Genomic DNA, 17,384 nt, shown 5'->3' with positions numbered 1-17,384 from the left:
TTAAAGGCTCTTTTTTTATTTTCGTAATCCTTTTACAGAACGGTAGATATAATCGGAATGATGGCGACTGAAATATTTATTCATTTTCTTGTCAAAATCTTCTCTTTCTTTTTCGGTTTTCCAATGTTTTTCAAATAGTTCGCCCTCTTTTTTGAAAAATTCGTCAATATCGCCTAATTTTTCAACCACAAAAACTTCTAAAAAATCGGTTTTATCTGAGCCCCAGGCATGTGCGAGGGTGTAATATCCTTTGATAAGGTCGTTTTTCATGGTTACATTTTCAAAGAATTCTTTCATCAGGGAATCAAACTCATCGCTTGAGCCTTCATCAGAGGAACTAAAATGACTGTTACGAACATAATAGATGAAGGATTCATCACTCTTTGCATTAAGTGGTTTAGTATAAGGCATGCTAGCATATATTTCATCAGAATGGGTATCGGCATAGTAACTGCGGAGTTTCTTAAAAAATGCTTTGCGTTCGTTTTCATTTGGCCACGCATTTTTAACCAAGTCAGCCGTTTTGTTTCCTGCTTTATCAATGTCTTCCCAGCTTTTGTAAACGTTTACATTCAATACTTCCGTATTATCATCAGTAAAATAATGGGTCAAACAGTTGTGTCTTATCACAAGATCATTTTTGCTAGTTACTTTATCAAAGTATTCCTTTTCTAATTTTTGCCAATCTTCAAATTTCAAATCGGGATTGTTCAAGTTAAAATGCATTTTGGTAACGGTTATGTAATCAAATTTGTCCTCTTGCGAAAACACCGTTGTGAACATAAATAAACCTAAAATTAAGAGCCAATTTTTGTAATGTACTGCTTTCATAATTAATGAATTAAATTATTAAATGAGTGAAAAAGTACGGTGATTAAAGGCAAGAAAATAAATAGATTGACTATTTGTAGTTAATAGTTAAACAAAATTAAACCAAAATTTAATAAACAGTGTTAGAGCTACTGTTAATAAAAATGGAACTCTTTCTGGATTTAAAGATGAAGCGAGTTAATCGAACGATTAATGATAAAAGGAAATGTTAAATTAGATGAAGTGACAACTGTAGCAGTTGAAAGGAGAGGTTGATACTAATGTAAAATTTCACAGTTGTGGAACGATTTTATTCAATCAGTTAACTGATTGAATAAAAAAAGCGCTAAATATTTAGCGCTTTTTTTATTTGACTTATTTTGAATGGGGTGAACTATTTTTCTTTTTGAGAAGCTTCTAAGTTACGTTCAATAACATGACCAGGGCGTGTCCATTTTGGTTTTTCACCTAAAGACTGATATTCTGAATTTTCTGCCTCTACAGTTTGTGGCTGCATTTTCTTAATGAATGGCTTTTGAGGTTTTAATCCTAACAATTCAAACATTTTCATGTCTTCATTTACGTCTGGATTTGGGGTGGTAAGTAACTTGTCTCCAGCAAAAATAGAGTTGGCTCCAGCAAAAAAGCAAAAGGCTTGTCCTTCGCGATTCATTTCTGTTCTTCCTGCCGACAGTCTTACTTGAGTTTCGGGCATTACAATACGAGTGGTGGCTACCATACGTACCATATCCCAAATTTCAACAGGTTTTTGATCCTCAAGCGGAGTGCCTTCTACTGCAACTAAAGCATTAATGGGTACGGATTCGGGTTGCGGATTTAAAGATGATAATGCAACAAGCATGCCTGCTCTGTCTTCAATGCTTTCTCCCATTCCTATGATTCCACCGCTACAAACGGTAACATTTGTTTTTCTTACATTGTCAATAGTTTGCAAACGGTCTTCAAAACCACGTGTTGATATGACTTCTTTATAATATTCTTCTGAAGAGTCTAGATTGTGGTTATAGGCATATAAACCAGCTTCTGCTAAACGTTTTGCTTGATTTTCGGTTATCATGCCCAATGTACAGCAAACCTCCATATCAAGCTTGTTAATTGTTCGAACCATTTCTAGAACTTGGTCAAATTCTGGACCATCTTTAACATTACGCCATGCGGCCCCCATACAAACTCTTGACGACCCAGAAGATTTCGCACGTAATGCTTGTGCTTTTACTTGCGAAACACTCATAAGGTCATTGCCTTCAATATCGGTATGATAGCGAGCTGCTTGGGGACAGTATCCGCAGTCTTCTGGACATCCTCCTGTTTTAATAGAAAGTAATGTAGAAACTTGTACCACATTAGGATCGTGATATTCTCTATGAACTGTCGCTGCTTCGTACAACAAGTCCATAATTGGTTTGTTGTAAATGGCTATAATTTCTTCTTTCGTCCAGTTATGTCTAGTTGTATTCATGCTTTTCTGTTTATGCTTCAAAAGTAGCAAAATACTTGAGAAGACAAAAAAAAGCCTAAAAATTAATATTTTGGATGTATGACTACATCTTTCCAATATTGCATTAATGTAAAAGAACCAATCAGACTCGAAGCTATTCCTTCAAATAATAAAACACTACAATATTTGATAATATTTGTTTTGCCTAAAAAGAAAAAAGTATCCGAAAGTGTTGTTAAATAGGAATCACCACCTTTTGCATATATAAATGCGATAAGTCCTATTATGCCTAAAACAACGCCTATTATACCCGTTTTTAAACCTGAAATTAAATTTTCAAGATATTCGGTATGGCCGTGATTGTAGTTGTGTTTTAAGGTTCTGTTGATGCCATAAAGCACTATAAAGGCATTCAAAAGACGGAGATAATTTTTACCTGCTAATCCAAATAAATCCATTAGTAGGAAGAACAGACCAATGCCTAAAAAAATGATAAATCCATTTTTTAATTCGATGTTGTTTTTCATAATGTTCTGATTTTAAGTATTATAAAAATACAAAAAAATCAATTGCGAAAACAAGCTTATAACGATTAATTAACGCACGTCTAATGGAGTATAATCCATTTGTTGTGTTTGAAGTAGTCCCATTGGGCTTTCATGAAGTCAGTCTCAGGGTCTATTAATCGTTGTGTTTCTTTGCGGTTTATCGAATTTTTGCAGTCAATGAATATTGAGATGTCTTGGCCAGCATATTCTTCTTTTATTCTTTGACAGTATTGCCATATAAAATCGGGTTTTACAGCGAGTTGGTTGGCTTGTTTGTTGGATAAGTTTTTTCGGTAGTCGTAAAAATGTATTTTTCCAGTGGTATTATCTTTTATTTTAATTAGGATATAGCCACTTCGTTCACGAAGCATCATGCGCCAACTGAGGCGATGGCCTTCTTCTGTCCAAAGAACGTCCCCTTCAATTACGTGATGTCTTAGTGGAAGTGCAATTTGGATAACGAGAAATGGTAGTATCAGAAGATAGAGTAGTTTTTTTTGAGAAAAATCAGAATTAGTATTTTGGTCTGGTGTCGATTTTTCTCTGAGAAAAATTCTTCTCATTTTTTCTGGTTCATAAAAGAATAGTGCGAAGCTGAGCGCAAAAAACGGAAAAATTCCAATCTGTAACACGATGGCATTAAAAAGATGAAAGCAAAGCGATGCAATAAGCGCTAAGGTCCTGGTTTTTTTTAAAAGTAGTAATGGAACGATTAAAAAATCATAGATAATTCCAGTATAGGCTATGAAGAGATAAAACCACTTTTGACGAAATAGCTCCAGTACCGATGATGGTAATTTTGTGCCCGAAAGTAGATTTTTGGTGAAGGTGCCATCAAGCCAGTCAGGGTAGATCTTGGCAACAGCTGCATAAAAGTAGACAATGCTAATTTGGATAATAAAAATCAAACTAATCCAATAAGGCATGGTTTTCTTTTCATGTACTAATCCTAGTTTTATATCTAGTGCTTTATCTTGATTTGCGGGCAAAAAAATCATGATAAACGAAATAAGTAGCAACAAATAATAATGGTTGTTGTAGGATGTCTTTTGCATAAAATATACCCCAGCCCAAAGAATAGTATAGCCTATTATGGCAAATCGGTATCGTAGCCCTAGCATAATCATTAGCCCTAATATTCCCATTGCGATAAAATAGAAATACATTCCACTTCCAGGCAGTGGTTGAAGCCAATTAAAACCGATGAATGAGAACGTGAATTGTGTGTCTATAAAAACAGCTTTTACCCAACCAGTGGCAATAGCGCCAAAACTTTCACAGGCTAATAAAAATCCGAAAAAAATCCGAAAAATAATTAAAGGGGCATTGTCAATGGGTTTGAAAATTTTTTCAAGCATTTTTTTCAAAATAGTTTAATGCATACAATTTGTCATGCTTCAGCTGCTCTTTAAGATGTTCTAGCGTGTCGAATTTTTGTTCGTTTCGGATACGTTCGAGAAAGTTTACTTTAATAGTTTTTTGATAGAGATTACCGTCAAAGTTGAAAAAATGAGCTTCTATTGAAATGTTATCGTTTGAAAGGGTTGGGTTATAACCTATGTTCAGCATTCCATTTACAATTTGGTTATCAATATCCGCCGTTATAATATAGGCGCCTATTTTCGGTATTAGTTTGTAGTTCTCGGTTGGCTGTAAGTTTGCTGTTGGAAACTGAATGGTTCGTCCTATTCTTTTTCCTTCAATAACTTGGCCTGTTATAAAATATGGATTTCCCAAATAACTCTTAGCTAAAGCCACATCTCCTTCTTCTAATGCTTTCCTGATTTTGGTTGAACTAATAGCAATCTCATCGATTTCTTTTGCAGAGATTTGCGATACTGTAAAATTATATTTTTCTCCAAATGCAATTAAATCATCTATGGTTGCAGTTCTGTTTCTGCCAAAGCGATGATCATAACCAATTATAATTTTACCAATATTGAGTTTTTCAACTAGCACTTGGGTTACAAATTCTTCTGCGCTAAGCCTCGAGAATTCTAAATCAAAAGGATGTATAATTAAGTTGTCAACTCCCAATTGACGTAATAAAAATGTTTTTTCTTCAATCGTATTTAAAAGCTTAATATCGCAGTCTTGTTGTAAAACCATTCGTGGATGAGGAAAAAACGTTAAAACAGTGCTTTCAGAGTTGTTAGCTCTAGCCTGATCGATTACTTTTTTTAATATGGATTGATGTCCCAAATGGACGCCGTCGAAAGTACCAATCGTAATTATTGTTTTTTTCTCAGCTTTAAAAGAATTGATTGAATGAAAGACTTTCAAAATTATTTTTTTTACAAAAATACATAACAAAAGTAGATATCCTAAAATTTTCATTTTCAAAAAAATGAACTAAATATTATTTTAATGTAATTATATTGTTATATTCGCGCATTAACCAAATTTATAAAACTTTAAAAATGAAAAAAGTACTACTAATTGCTTCATTTTCAATGCTTTTTTTGAATACAGTTTGTTCGCAAACAAAAAAAGCATGGTCTGGAGTTAAAAGTGAAAATTTTGAGTTAGCTAAGACTGTTCAAAGAGAATCTTTTCCAATTGATTACAAATTAATGGAGTTAGATTTGAATGTTCTTAAAAGCGCATTAAGTAATGCTCCTGATAGAGCATTTACGAATAGGAGTTCTGTAATTATTAGTTTGCCAAATGCAAATGGTGAATTAGAACAATTTCAAATGTATGAAGCATCAAATTTTGATTCGGAATTACAAGCTCAATTTCCTGATATTAGATCTTATGTAGGTGTAGGTTTAGATGATAAATATGCTCGCGTAAGATTAAGTATCGATGCTAAGACGATCAATACCATGATTACCAGAGCAGATAAACCCACTGAATTCATGGAGCCTTATTCATCAGATTTAAAAAAGTATGCTGTTTATACTTCTTTAAGGGTTAAAGGGAAACTTCCATTTACATGTTCTACAATTGAACAAGTTGTAACGGAAGATTTAACTTACCAAGCAGATAATTTTTCTAAATCAAATACTGGAAGTTTAAAGACATTCAGGTTAGCAATGTCGGTTACTCCAGAGTATACAGCCTATCATCATGCTGCTTTAGGTCTTGCTACTCCAAAGACAAGTGCATTGTCAGCAATTAATACTACCATGACGAGAGTGAATGGAGTATTTGAGAACGACTTTGCAGTCCATATGAATTTAATTAATAATACAACTATTATTTATGATGGTTCTGTCCCTGATCCTTACGGCTCTACTTCAACAAATTATAATTCACAATTACAGTCTACGCTTAACTCAGTGGTAGGTAGTGCAAATTATGATGTAGGACATTTAATGGGTAATGTTGGAAATAATGGAAATGCGGGTTGTATTGGCTGTGTTTGTGGAACCAATAAAGGAAGTGGATTCACAACAAGCGTAACACCTGTTGGAGATACTTTTGATATTGATTATGTGGCGCATGAAATGGGACATCAATTTGGAGCTAATCATACATTTTCACATGGTAATGAGGGTTCCGGTGTTAATGTAGAAGTAGGTTCGGGTGTTACTATTATGGGCTACGCTGGTATTACGCCTTATGATACTCATTCAAACTCGATTGATGTGTTTCACTCGGCTAGTATTGCTCAGGTTCAATCTAATTTAGTGACAAAATTTTGTCCAACATCTACTCCAATAACACATGGTGCACCTGTGGTGGATGCTGGTCAAAATTATATCATTCCGAAAAGTACTCCTTTTGTTTTAACTGGTTCGGCTACTGATGCTGGGGGGTCTAATACTTTAACATATACTTGGGAACAATTTGACAATGCTAGTTCTGCTCAAGGAGGGGCGGCTAGTGCAGCTAGTGCAACTAAGCAATCTGGTCCAAATTGGGTTAATTATGTTGATTCTTCGTCTCCAACGCGTTATTTTCCTCTATTGTCTTCTGTTTTAAATAACCTTACCACTACAAATGGATTAGAAGTAACCGCAGAGGCTTTAAGTTCTGTTTCAAGAATTTTGAATTTCAGATTGACGGCTCGTGATAATGTTATTGGTCAAGGGCAAACAGGTTTTGATAATATGACAGTAACTGTAGATGCTACAAAAGGGCCATTGACAGTAACTTCTCAAAACACAGATAACATTTCTTATGATGTTAATTCAACACAAACTGTTACTTGGAATGTGCTTAATACAAATTCAATCGCAGGGGGTAACAATGTGGATATTTTAATTACAACTGATGGTGGTCAAACATGGACAACTTTGTTGGCCAATACCCCAAATGACGGAAGTGAATCAATTGTTATGCCTTCAAGTCCAGCGCCAGTATGTAGATTAATGGTTAAAGCTTCAAATAATATTTTCTTTAATGTAAACTCTAAGAATTTTGCAATCGGTTACACGTCAAGTTGTAATACATATAGTAATAATACTGTATTGTCAGTGCCGGATGGTGCTGGTGCAAATGTTTCTGGGGCTGTAGCTTCTAAAACTATATCGGTTTCTGGTGCTACTGGGACAATTTCAGATGTTAACGTTACATTGGGTATCTCGCATACTTATATCGAGGATTTGGTGGTTGCTTTAAATCATCCTGATGGAACTCAAGTAATTTTGTGGAATAGAAATTGTGATAATAATCCAACATCATTAACTTATACTTTTGATGCTGGGAATCCAACTGTTCCATCTTCAAACTGTTCTGCTACAACGGGTACTTTCGGACCTTTTGGTGATTTGAATTCATTTAATGGTAAAGCTGCTGATGGTACTTGGACTTTATTAGCGGTGGATTATTATTCTGGGGATACGGGTGTTATTAACGATTGGACACTTTCTATTTGTACTCAAACTTCATTGAAATCAAATGGTTATGAAATTTCTGATCTTAATTTATATCCAAATCCTAATAATGGTAACTTTACTCTAGAGTTTAATGCAGAATCGAGCAATGTTGTTGTTAATGTTCATGATGTAAGAGGTAGACAAATTATGTCTAAATCATTTAACTCTAACGGTATATTTAATGAAAATATTCAATTAGATAATGTAGAGTCAGGTGTTTATTTAGTTACAATTTTAGATGGTTCTAGACAATCAGTTAAGAAAATAATAATCGAATAATCACTACTTTAAAAACAAAAAAGAGCACTTTCAAGTGCTCTTTTTTGTTTTTAAAGACATATCTTTTTCTTAAAAATCAGTATATTTGTTTGATAATCAAAATCTTATTCAATGAAACTTAAAATACTTTTTTGTTTGGGTATTTTTTTCTCAACATTGGGAGTAAATGCTCAAAATTATGCAGTTTGGTCAAAACCAACTGAGGGTTTAAAATTTGAGAAAATAAAAAGTGCGAATAGAGCAAGTTTTCCCGAGAACTATGAGTTAATGCAGTTAGACTTAACTATAATGCAAAAGGATTTGAAGAATGCTCCAAATCGATTTTTATCTTCCTCAAGTGAGACAATCATTACATTGCCTAATGTTGATGGCAAGTTAGAACGTTATAGAGTTTTTGAAGCGTCAAACTTTGATGCAAGGTTACAAGCGCAATTTCCTGAAATTAAATCCTTTATTGGGACGGGTATTGATGATGCTTCAGCTGTTTTGAGAATGAGTTCGGATCCTAATGGTATTCAAGCAATGATTTTCCGAACGGATAAAAAAAATGAATTTATAGAAAAGTATTCCAATGATGGTTTAATTTATGCGGTATTCAATTCATCTCGACAAAAAGGTAAATTGCCTTTTACTTGTTCAACTCCAGAGCAAACAGTCTCTCAGGATTTAATGGCGAAAGTGACTTCCGAAAATTTAATGCAAAAGTCCTCTACCGCTGAACTCTTGACTTTTAAGTTAGCATTATCTTGTAATGGTGAATATGCCAATTATTTTGGAGCAACGTCTTCAGCTCAGGTCGCAAACGTTTTAGCAGCATTTAATGCAACTATGACCAGAGTTAATGGAGTATTTGAAAGAGATTTTGGGATACATATGAATATTGTTGCAGAAACGACCAACGTAATCTATTATAACCCATCTACTGACCCATACACTACACTTTCTTCGTGGAATGTTCAACTTCAAAATACTTTAAGTAATAATTTAACGGGTTTATTTACTTCGCTTGCAGCTAACAATGCAGCATATGATATTGGTCATATGTTCGGTGCTTCAGGTGGTGGTGGTAATGCGGGTTGTATTGGCTGTGTTTGTGTTAATGATACTTCTAGCACTAGTGATAAAAATAAGGGTTCAGGAATTACTTCTCCGTCTGATGGAGTGCCACAAGGTGATAATTTCGATATTGACTACGTAGCACACGAAATGGGACACCAATTTGGAGCTAATCATACTTTTTCTATGAGTAATGAAAATTCGGGCGTTAATGTAGAAGTTGGTTCGGGCTCTACAATTATGGGATATGCAGGTATTACTGCACAAGATGTTCAACCGCATTCTGATGATTATTTTCACTATGCAAGTATTTTTCAGGTTCAAAATAATATGGAAGATAAAACCTGTCCTGTGCGAACTACAATGGCCAATAATACGCCTGTAGCTGATGCTGGAAGTAATTATACTATTCCAAAGAGTACGCCTTTTGTTTTAACAGGTTCTGGAAGCGATTTAGATGGTGATGCGTTAACCTATTGTTGGGAGCAGATTGATAATGCGAGTACTTCTCAAACCGGAAGTGCATCAGCGGCATCAGTTACGAAGGCAAGTGGTCCTAATTGGAGGTCTTATCCTCCGACAACTTCTCCTTCTCGATATATGCCTCCTTTAAATAGAGTAGTTGCTAATCAATCAACAACACAAGGTAGTGAAATTACTGTAGAAGCTTTGAGTTTGGTTGCAAGAACATTGACATTTGCTTTAACCGTTAGGGATAATGCTACTCTAGAAGGGCAAACTCATACTGATGGTATGGTTGTTACGGTTAATGGTACAGCGGGTCCTTTTTTAGTGAGTGCTCCAAATACCGCAGTAAATTGGCAAGCGGGTTCCAATCAAACAGTAACTTGGGATGTTGCTGGAACAACGACTAATGGTGTTAATGCAAATTTTGTAGATATTTTTCTATCTAATGATGGTGGATTCACTTATCCGATTCAATTAGCAAGTAAAGTACCTAATGACGGTTCTGAGACGATTACTGTCCCAAATACTATAGGGAATCAGAATAGAATTATGGTCAAAGGATGGAATCATATTTTTTATGATATTTCAAATACTAATTTTACCATATCTGCACCAGCTGCTACATTTTCTGTTGCTTTTTCTGGTGTTGAGGGAGGACAAAACAAAGAGGCTTGTCAAGGTAGTTTGGTGTCATTTGATATACCTTACCTTGCTTTAGGAGGATTTGCAGGTACTACAAGTTTCATTTTGACAGGAGGGCCTGCTGGTGCAACTACGGTTTTTACGCCATCAACAATTAGTAGCGATGGAAATGTGGTTTTGGAAATTAGCAACACGGGGAGTAGTGCAGTACAGTTTTATGCCATGACAGTAACAGCAACTTCTGGAACGACGAGTAAATCAGTGCCGCTTTATTTAAATTTAATTGATGCAAATTTCGGTACTCAATCATTAATTGCTCCAGTTGATTTAGCGGTTGGTCAAAGTACTTCACCCGTTTTATCATGGGTATTGAGCCCTGCTGCTACAATGTATGATGTTGAAGTAGCAACTGATGTTGCTTTTTCAAATATAGTCGCAACAGCTACATCGACTTCAAATTCATTTGGCATAAGTGGTTTGAATGAGGCAACAGACTACTACTGGAGGGTTGTGCCAAAAAATGATCTTTGTAGTGGTGCTAGTAGTGCTATATTTAAGTTTACTACAGGAGAGTCCAATTGTTCATATACTTATTCCAATAACACATCACTAAGTGTTCCTGATGGTGTTGCTCAAAATACTCCTGGGGCTGAAGTTACTAAAACTATTGTAGTGCCAACATCAGTTACTGGAGATATCAATGATTTAACAATTGATTTATCATTCGCCCATTCCTATATTGATGATTTAGTAATTTGGGTTACACATCCTGACGGGACGTTAATTCAGATTTGGGACCGTAATTGTGATGATGAGTTTAATGCGGTAAGTTATACTTTTGCAGATGGAAATCCAACGCTGCCAGATACAGGATGTACGCAATCTTCTGGTACTTTTGGTCCAATGACTGCTATTTCTCTGGTTTATGGAAAGCCAGCTGCAGGAACATGGGTTTTGCACGCACAGGATTATTGGAATGGTGATACAGGGTCTATTAATAACTGGGCATTAAACTTCTGTGTAGCGGAACCAGCATTATCTTCTGAAAGTTTCGATTTAACGGGAGTGTCATTGTACCCTAACCCTAATAAAGGCAGTTTTAATGTGAAATTTGACGCCTTATCGGATGAGGTTCAAATTAATGTTCATGATATTAGAGGGCGACAAATTCTATCTAACAATTATAAAGCCGGTGGAGTGTTTAATGAAGCTATTACTCTATCGAATGCAGAAGCGGGTATATATTTGGTTACAATTATAAATGGTAATCGTAAGGTGACCAAAAAGATTGTGGTAGAATAATTTTAAGATAGATAAAAAATAAAGAGCGCATTTAAAGCGCTCTTTTTTATTTTCCGTTATAAGTGTTCATGGTAGTATTTAAACCGGCTAATGCAAAGGATTTTATGGCTTCAGCGCTTACTTCCAAACGTTCTTTTAGTTTTTCATTTTCTTCGGGGCTCCATTCTCCCAAAACATAGTCAACTTGTTTTCCTTTTTTGAACTGGTCGCTAATTCCAAAACGAAATCTAGGATATTCGGTAGAGTTTAATAAAAGTTGGATGTTTTTTAATCCGTTATGGCCTCCATCGCTTCCTTTTGGTTTTATTCGAATCGTGCCAAATTCTAAGTTTAAGTCATCGGTGATAACCAAAATGTTATCCTTCTCAATTTTTTCTTTTTCCATCCAATACTTAACAGCCTTGCCGCTTAAATTCATATAGGTATTAGGCTTTAATAAAATCAGCGTTCTGCCTTTAATTTTAATTTCAGCAATATCGCCAAGTTTTGCCGTAGTGAAACTAGTATCTTGCTGTTTTGCTAAAAAATCTACTACTTTGAAGCCTATGTTGTGACGTGTGTTGACATATTCGGAACCGATATTTCCAAGTCCAACAATTAAAAACTTTTTCATGGGTGTTATCTCTGCTGTATTGTTATTGAATAAATTAAGGAGCCATTTCATGACTGCAAAAATAGAGGATTTATTTTGTTTGTAAAAGCGATAGTACAACTGGTAATGGAGTAGTTTATAAACAAAAAAAATCCCGCAATTGCGGGATTTTTAGGTATTTGAAAAAAATTATTTTTTCTTCTTTCCTGTTTCTTTTGCAGCTTTTGCAGCTTCTTGAGCAGCTTTCATCGCAGCACGAGAAATTCTTACTTGACACACTACTGTGTTTTCTGGGTGCATTAACTTGAAGTTGTTTGTAGGTAAAGCCGTTACATACAATTTGTTACCCATTTCTAATGGAGTAATATCAGCTTCAACGAAATCTGGTAAGTCTTTTGGTAAAGCTTTTACTTTTAAACGACGTTGGTTTAAACGTAAAACACCTCCGGCCATAACACCTTTAGATTTACCTACGACTTTTACTGGTACTTCCATAACGATTTCTTTTTCATCGTGTAATTGGAAGAAGTCAATGTGTAAAATTTTGTCAGAAATTGGGTGGAATTGGATATCTTGTAAGATAGCATCAATTTTTTTGCCATTTTCTAATTCAATTACAACAGTGTGAGCGTTTGGAGTGTAAACCAAGTTTTTGAATGCTCTTTCGTCTGCTGCAAAATGTACTGGTTGATCTCCTCCGTATATAACGCAAGGAACCATTCCAGCATCGCGTACGGCTTTAGTTGCCTTTTTACCTACGCTTTCTCTTTCTGATCCTTTAATCGTAATTGATTTCATTGTAAAATATATAATAATTAATAAAAATTCTTTTTAGAAGCGGATTACATAATGAATTTTCCGCTAATTGAGTTGTTGTTTTGTACCATGTGCATTACTTCTGCAAATAAACCGGCACAGCTTACAACTCTAATTTTGTCTGATTGTTGCTTTAATGGAATAGAATCGGTTACGATTAATTCTACTAATTGAGAATTCTCAATTTTTTCATATGCTCCACCTGAAAGGATAGCATGTGTGCAAATGGCACGTACACTTAACGCACCTCTTTCCATCATTACATCGGCCGCTTTTGCTAATGTTCCTCCAGTGTCAATCATGTCGTCAACTAGAATTACATTTCTACCTTTTACTTCACCAATAAGCTCCATAGTGTCGATTACATTAGCTTTTTTACGTTGCTTGTAACAAACCACTACATCTGATTCTAAAAATTTAGAATACGCGTAAGCTCTTTTTGAACCTCCCATATCTGGAGAGGCAATGGTTAAGTTCTCTAAATTTAAACTCTTAACATACGGTAAGAATATCGTAGAAGCAAATAAGTGATCAACAGGCTTTTCAAAGAATCCTTGGATTTGATCAGCATGTAAATCCATAGTCATGATTCTTGTTGCTCCAGCAGTTTCCAATAATTTAGCTACTAGTTTCGCTCCTATCGGAACTCTTGGTTTGTCTTTTCTGTCTTGTCTAGCCCAACCGAAATATGGGATTACTGCTGTAATATGTCTAGCCGATGCTCGCTTTGCGGCATCAATCATTAACAACAATTCCATTAAATTGTCTGAACTTGGAAAAGTAGAGCAGATCAAAAATACTCTTAAACCTCTTATTGATTCTTCAAAAGAAGGTTGAAATTCTCCATCACTATAAGTTGAGAAGGTAACTTTACCTAGAGAGACACCATACTTTTCAGCAATTTGCTCTGCTAGATACATACTTTGCGAACATGCAAAAATTTTTGCTTCTGGCTCGATGTATGACATTTTAATTTGTTGTTTAGTAATTAGTTATGTTGTGTTGCTGTAAACAGGGTGCAAATTTAGGAATAAATTTTAACTCTGAAAGTAATTTTTTAAGTATTTTCTATTTTGTATTTCAAAAAATATATTACATTTGCACTCACAATTACGAAAGGCCTTGGTGGCGGAATTGGTAGACGCGCACGACTCAAACTCGTGTTCTTCGGAGTGTGGGTTCGATTCCCACCCAAGGTACAAGATAAACCCTAATCATAATGATTAGGGTTTTTTTATGTCATTTTATTTTACGTTGTTAAAATGATGTAATGTTTTTTATGATTTGAAGTTATACTAATTAATATTTATGAAAAAAGTTTATTTATTGTTTTTGATAGCAGTTTCTTGTACTCAAATTGTATCGAAGCAAAATGATGGGAATGATATAAAAGTTGCCAATAAATATGTGAATGAGTTTTATAATCAGATAATAGAAAATGATTCTATAGCTCTTTATAATAGCCTAGACAAGAGTATTAGTGTAGATGAGTTTCGAGATTTTTTGGAATCAAAAAAAGATTCGTTTGGTAATATAGTCAAAGTTGAAATTTTGAACACGAAGACATTTCGTGTTACTAAAAATAATGAAACTAATCTTAATTTTAGTGTTGAGCTTGAAGTAATGTATGAAGGTGTTACTTGTAATGAGTTAGTAGTTTTTACAGGTGAGAATGATGAGAGTTTATTTTTAGATAAATATTTAGTGAATGAAATTAAATAATATGAGTTAATGAATCTGCTTGAATTATAGTATATATTGTAAGTGTTAACTTTGTATAAAGTTAACACTTTTGTTTTTAGATTTTATGCCAATTTGTTCGAGTTAGGAATGTTTATTTTTAATTTTATCTGATATTTTTTCAGAAGATTTTTTTTCTAATTTAATATATAGATAATAAAGCAATATTTGTATTCGCCTTTGTTAGTTGTAGTTTTGTTTTCTCATATTCTATGAATAATCAAGAATATCTGAAAATAAAAGAGTTAGTTGATTATGTGTTAGATAGTCAAAAAGAAATTTTTGAGTTTTAAAAAGGAATCTATATGGATAGTTTTGTGTTAAAGATTTAAATGCATTGTCAACTTTATATTTATCAAATTTACAGTTAGCTGGTTTGTTTCAATTCTTACATGTTAAGAATGCGATATTTGAAGAAATAAGAATTTTTAAAGTTTATGAAAATTCTGATTATTTCAAATTTGATAAGATTAACTTGATTAAATTGTATAATTTGTTAGAACATTCATTTGAAAATCCATCTATGAAGTTTAAAATTATCAAATAGAGATAATTCCATACTACAAAGTTTATTTTTCGGATATCTATTACATGCAAAAGAGTGCAAGTATTCTAGTAACGAAGTTTTCCAAATTATGAACTTAAATAAACAGACTGAAAAAGTAAGGAGTAAAAATTTCCAATAACAATTTTTGGTTTTATTCTAAAAACTTTTTGCTGATGCTTCTGCTTGCCAACCAAGAAGCTAAATAACCCAAAACAGAAATGGTAAGAATTACTAGTGCTACATTGGTAAATTCGAAAGAAACAGGGTAGGCTAGTGTAGGCGTAATCATTATAAGGTCTAATTCTTGTTGCAGAATTATAAGGATAATACCTAATAGTAATCCGAAAATACCACCAGTAATAGTAAGCAAGCAGCCTTGAAAAAGAAATATTCTTTGTAATGATTTAAAAGGGGTGCCTAAGCTGTATAATGTTTTTAAGTTGCTTTTTTTGTCAATAATCATCATAATTAATGCACCTATAATATTGAAAAGTGCAATGATAATAACCAACGTAAAAATTAAGTATACGGCTATATTTTCGGTATTGAGCATTTTATATAGTGCATCATTCAACTGTGCCTTTGTTTTTATGGTAACACTATCTCCAAAAATAGATTGGATTTCATTGATAGCGTCTTCTTCGCTACTATTGGCACGTAACTTGATTTCTATGTTGGTAACTTGATTGTCTTTTAAGCGGAATAATTCTTTGGTTAAATCAAAATCACAGAAAACATATTTAGCATCAACGTCTTCATTAATATTGTAAATGCCTACAGGGTGTAAGGTTGAAATGGTAAAAGCGTCATCAATGTTTTCGATTAAGCCTTTTCCGGGTTTTGGAGTATAAACTTCAAGGGGATTGTTGAAGTCAAAAAGACCAAGACCTAGTTTTCTACTGATTTCAGCACCAACCACTACTTCATTGGTTTCAGGTTCTAGCCAGTTTCCAACGTACAAGTGTTGGCTGATGGTATTTGTTTTTTGAAAAAGGCTATCGACACCCTTTATATAAGCAACTTGCTCTTTGTTGTTGTAGTAAAATAAAACGCGGTCTTCAATTATTTTACTAGCCGATAAAATAAATGGACTTTTTTTTAACTTTTGCTCATGTGCTTCGGTAAGGGTAAAAAACTTCCCCGAAGCAGTTTCCAGTCGCAAATCAGGATCGGTAGCATTAGTAAAACTTAAGCTGAAATCGCGAAGTCCGCTAAAAACCGACAACACGACAAACAAAGCCATAGCACTTGCGATTGTACCCAATGACGCAATAGCTGTAATGATGTTAATAGCTGAATTTTTGCTAAAACTTACAGCGTATCGCTTGGCTATGTAAAAAGGGAAATTCAAGTTATGATTTCTTTCTTTTGTCTAGAAGTTCTGGATTGGTTACAGGATTTTCTTTACCGCTTAATGCATTGTCAATTTTCTCGATATAGTCCAAACTGTCGTCGATGTAGAAAATTAAATTTGGAACCTTGCGTAATTGGTTTTTTACACGTTGCGCTAAGTTGTGTTTGATTAAAGTAGAATTGCTTTTTATAGCTTCTAATATTTCAGGTCCTTTTTCCGATGGAAAAATGCTTAAGAAAACTTTTGCAATGGATAAATCACTTGTCACATTTACTTTTGAAACGGAAATTAAAAGATTTGAAATTCCATTTTTGCGCACTTCTCCTTGTAGAATGTCTACTAAATCATTCTGTAATAAGGTTCCTATTTTTTTCTGTCTGTTCGTTTCCATAGTGCAAAAATACGTAAAAGTGTTTTAAAGTTGTGCTTTTTGTTTCTTCTGTATCAAAAGTTTCTTTTATTTTGTGTCTTAAATTAATTGGAGTAGTCTTTTTTGATTGAGGACTATAGTAATAGATGAAAAATTAGATATGAATAAAATTGAACACATTGGTATTGCAGTTAAAAGCTTAGAAGTTTCTAATGAAATTTTCGCTAAACTTTTTGGGGCACCACATTATAAAGAGGAAGAAGTAGCATCTGAGGGAGTAAAAACTTCTTTTTTTATGAACGGGCCAAATAAAATTGAATTGTTAGAAGCTACGAATCCAGAAAGCCCTATTGCTAAATTTATTGAGAAAAAGGGAGAGGGGATTCATCACATCGCATTTGATGTTACGGACATAGTGTCTGAAATTGAGCGACTTAAAAAGGAAGGTTTTGTAGTTTTAAATGAGCAGCCCAAAAAAGGAGCCGATAATAAGTTGGTGGCTTTCTTGCATCCGAAGTCAACGAATGGTGTTTTAATTGAACTTTGCCAAGAAATAAAGTAAAAAAATGTTGCAT

At 34.1% G+C, this 17,384-nt stretch carries 14 protein-coding genes and 1 tRNA gene; 5 read left to right on the top strand and 10 right to left on the bottom strand.

The window, feature by feature from the left end; genetic code table 11:
- Positions 1-15 precede the first annotated feature (15 nt).
- From ACFS5J_RS08600 to ACFS5J_RS08580, 5 genes are all read right to left on the bottom strand, one after another.
- The gene (locus ACFS5J_RS08600) at positions 16-831 is read right to left on the bottom strand and encodes a hypothetical protein (protein ID WP_379811693.1); all 816 of its coding nucleotides are present in this window, start codon (positions 829-831) and stop codon (positions 16-18) included.
- 373 nt (positions 832-1,204) lie between these two features.
- Positions 1,205-2,290, bottom strand: a complete 1,086-nt coding sequence (gene bioB, locus ACFS5J_RS08595; RefSeq protein ID WP_379811692.1) for a biotin synthase BioB — start codon at positions 2,288-2,290, stop codon at positions 1,205-1,207.
- A 62-nt stretch (positions 2,291-2,352) separates the two neighbouring features.
- Positions 2,353-2,796 (bottom strand): hypothetical protein, encoded by a 444-nt coding sequence (locus tag ACFS5J_RS08590; RefSeq protein ID WP_379811691.1) that lies wholly within the window; start codon positions 2,794-2,796, stop codon positions 2,353-2,355.
- An 80-nt stretch (positions 2,797-2,876) separates the two neighbouring features.
- Positions 2,877-4,175: an HTTM domain-containing protein gene (locus tag ACFS5J_RS08585; protein WP_379811690.1), complete on the bottom strand. Its 1,299-nt coding sequence runs from the start codon at positions 4,173-4,175 to the stop codon at positions 2,877-2,879.
- On the bottom strand, positions 4,168-5,100 hold the full coding sequence (locus tag ACFS5J_RS08580) for a bifunctional riboflavin kinase/FAD synthetase (RefSeq protein WP_379811689.1): 933 nt from the start codon (positions 5,098-5,100) through the stop codon (positions 4,168-4,170). The genes ACFS5J_RS08585 and ACFS5J_RS08580 overlap by 8 nt, the downstream gene beginning before the upstream one ends.
- Positions 5,101-5,237: 137 nt before the next feature.
- Here ACFS5J_RS08580 and ACFS5J_RS08575 point away from each other — a divergent pair, with 137 nt between their 5' ends.
- Together ACFS5J_RS08575 and ACFS5J_RS08570 are read left to right on the top strand one after the other, a co-directional pair.
- Entirely contained in the window at positions 5,238-7,922 is a 2,685-nt protein-coding gene (locus ACFS5J_RS08575; RefSeq protein WP_379811688.1) for a zinc-dependent metalloprotease, read from the top strand.
- A gap of 111 nt (positions 7,923-8,033) precedes the next feature.
- Positions 8,034-11,390, top strand: a complete 3,357-nt coding sequence (locus ACFS5J_RS08570) for a zinc-dependent metalloprotease (protein ID WP_379811687.1) — start codon at positions 8,034-8,036, stop codon at positions 11,388-11,390.
- 46 nt (positions 11,391-11,436) lie between these two features.
- Here ACFS5J_RS08570 and pth read toward each other — a convergent pair whose 3' ends face one another.
- From pth to ACFS5J_RS08555, 3 genes are all read right to left on the bottom strand, one after another.
- Positions 11,437-12,054: an aminoacyl-tRNA hydrolase gene (gene pth, locus ACFS5J_RS08565; RefSeq protein WP_379811686.1), complete on the bottom strand. Its 618-nt coding sequence runs from the start codon at positions 12,052-12,054 to the stop codon at positions 11,437-11,439.
- A 117-nt stretch (positions 12,055-12,171) separates the two neighbouring features.
- The gene (locus tag ACFS5J_RS08560; protein WP_379811685.1) at positions 12,172-12,780 is read right to left on the bottom strand and encodes a 50S ribosomal protein L25/general stress protein Ctc; all 609 of its coding nucleotides are present in this window, start codon (positions 12,778-12,780) and stop codon (positions 12,172-12,174) included.
- Between the two features lie 44 nt (positions 12,781-12,824).
- Positions 12,825-13,766, bottom strand: coding sequence for a ribose-phosphate pyrophosphokinase (locus ACFS5J_RS08555; protein WP_379811684.1), 942 nt, complete (start codon positions 13,764-13,766; stop codon positions 12,825-12,827).
- 151 nt (positions 13,767-13,917) lie between these two features.
- Here ACFS5J_RS08555 and ACFS5J_RS08550 point away from each other — a divergent pair.
- Both ACFS5J_RS08550 and ACFS5J_RS08545 read left to right on the top strand, forming a co-directional pair.
- A tRNA-Leu gene (locus ACFS5J_RS08550) sits at positions 13,918-13,997 on the top strand.
- Between the two features lie 109 nt (positions 13,998-14,106).
- Positions 14,107-14,520 (top strand): hypothetical protein, encoded by a 414-nt coding sequence (locus ACFS5J_RS08545; protein WP_379811683.1) that lies wholly within the window; start codon positions 14,107-14,109, stop codon positions 14,518-14,520.
- Positions 14,521-15,236: 716 nt separating this feature from the next.
- Here ACFS5J_RS08545 and ACFS5J_RS08540 read toward each other — a convergent pair.
- Both ACFS5J_RS08540 and rbfA read right to left on the bottom strand, forming a co-directional pair.
- Positions 15,237-16,436, bottom strand: coding sequence for an ABC transporter permease (locus ACFS5J_RS08540; RefSeq protein WP_379811681.1), 1,200 nt, complete (start codon positions 16,434-16,436; stop codon positions 15,237-15,239).
- A 1-nt stretch (position 16,437) separates the two neighbouring features.
- Complete coding sequence (gene rbfA / locus ACFS5J_RS08535; RefSeq protein ID WP_379811680.1) at positions 16,438-16,830, bottom strand: 30S ribosome-binding factor RbfA; 393 nt, start codon at positions 16,828-16,830, stop codon at positions 16,438-16,440.
- A gap of 139 nt (positions 16,831-16,969) precedes the next feature.
- On the opposite strand from rbfA, the gene mce reads away from it, so the two are divergent.
- Positions 16,970-17,371 (top strand): methylmalonyl-CoA epimerase, encoded by a 402-nt coding sequence (gene mce, locus ACFS5J_RS08530; RefSeq protein WP_379811679.1) that lies wholly within the window; start codon positions 16,970-16,972, stop codon positions 17,369-17,371.
- Positions 17,372-17,384: the final 13 nt, after the last annotated feature.

Source organism: Flavobacterium chuncheonense, assembly GCF_042686145.1.
GTDB lineage: Bacteria > Bacteroidota > Bacteroidia > Flavobacteriales > Flavobacteriaceae > Flavobacterium > Flavobacterium chuncheonense.
Note: the sequence above shows the minus strand (reverse complement) of the source record. Positions and strands in the feature narration are given on the sequence as shown.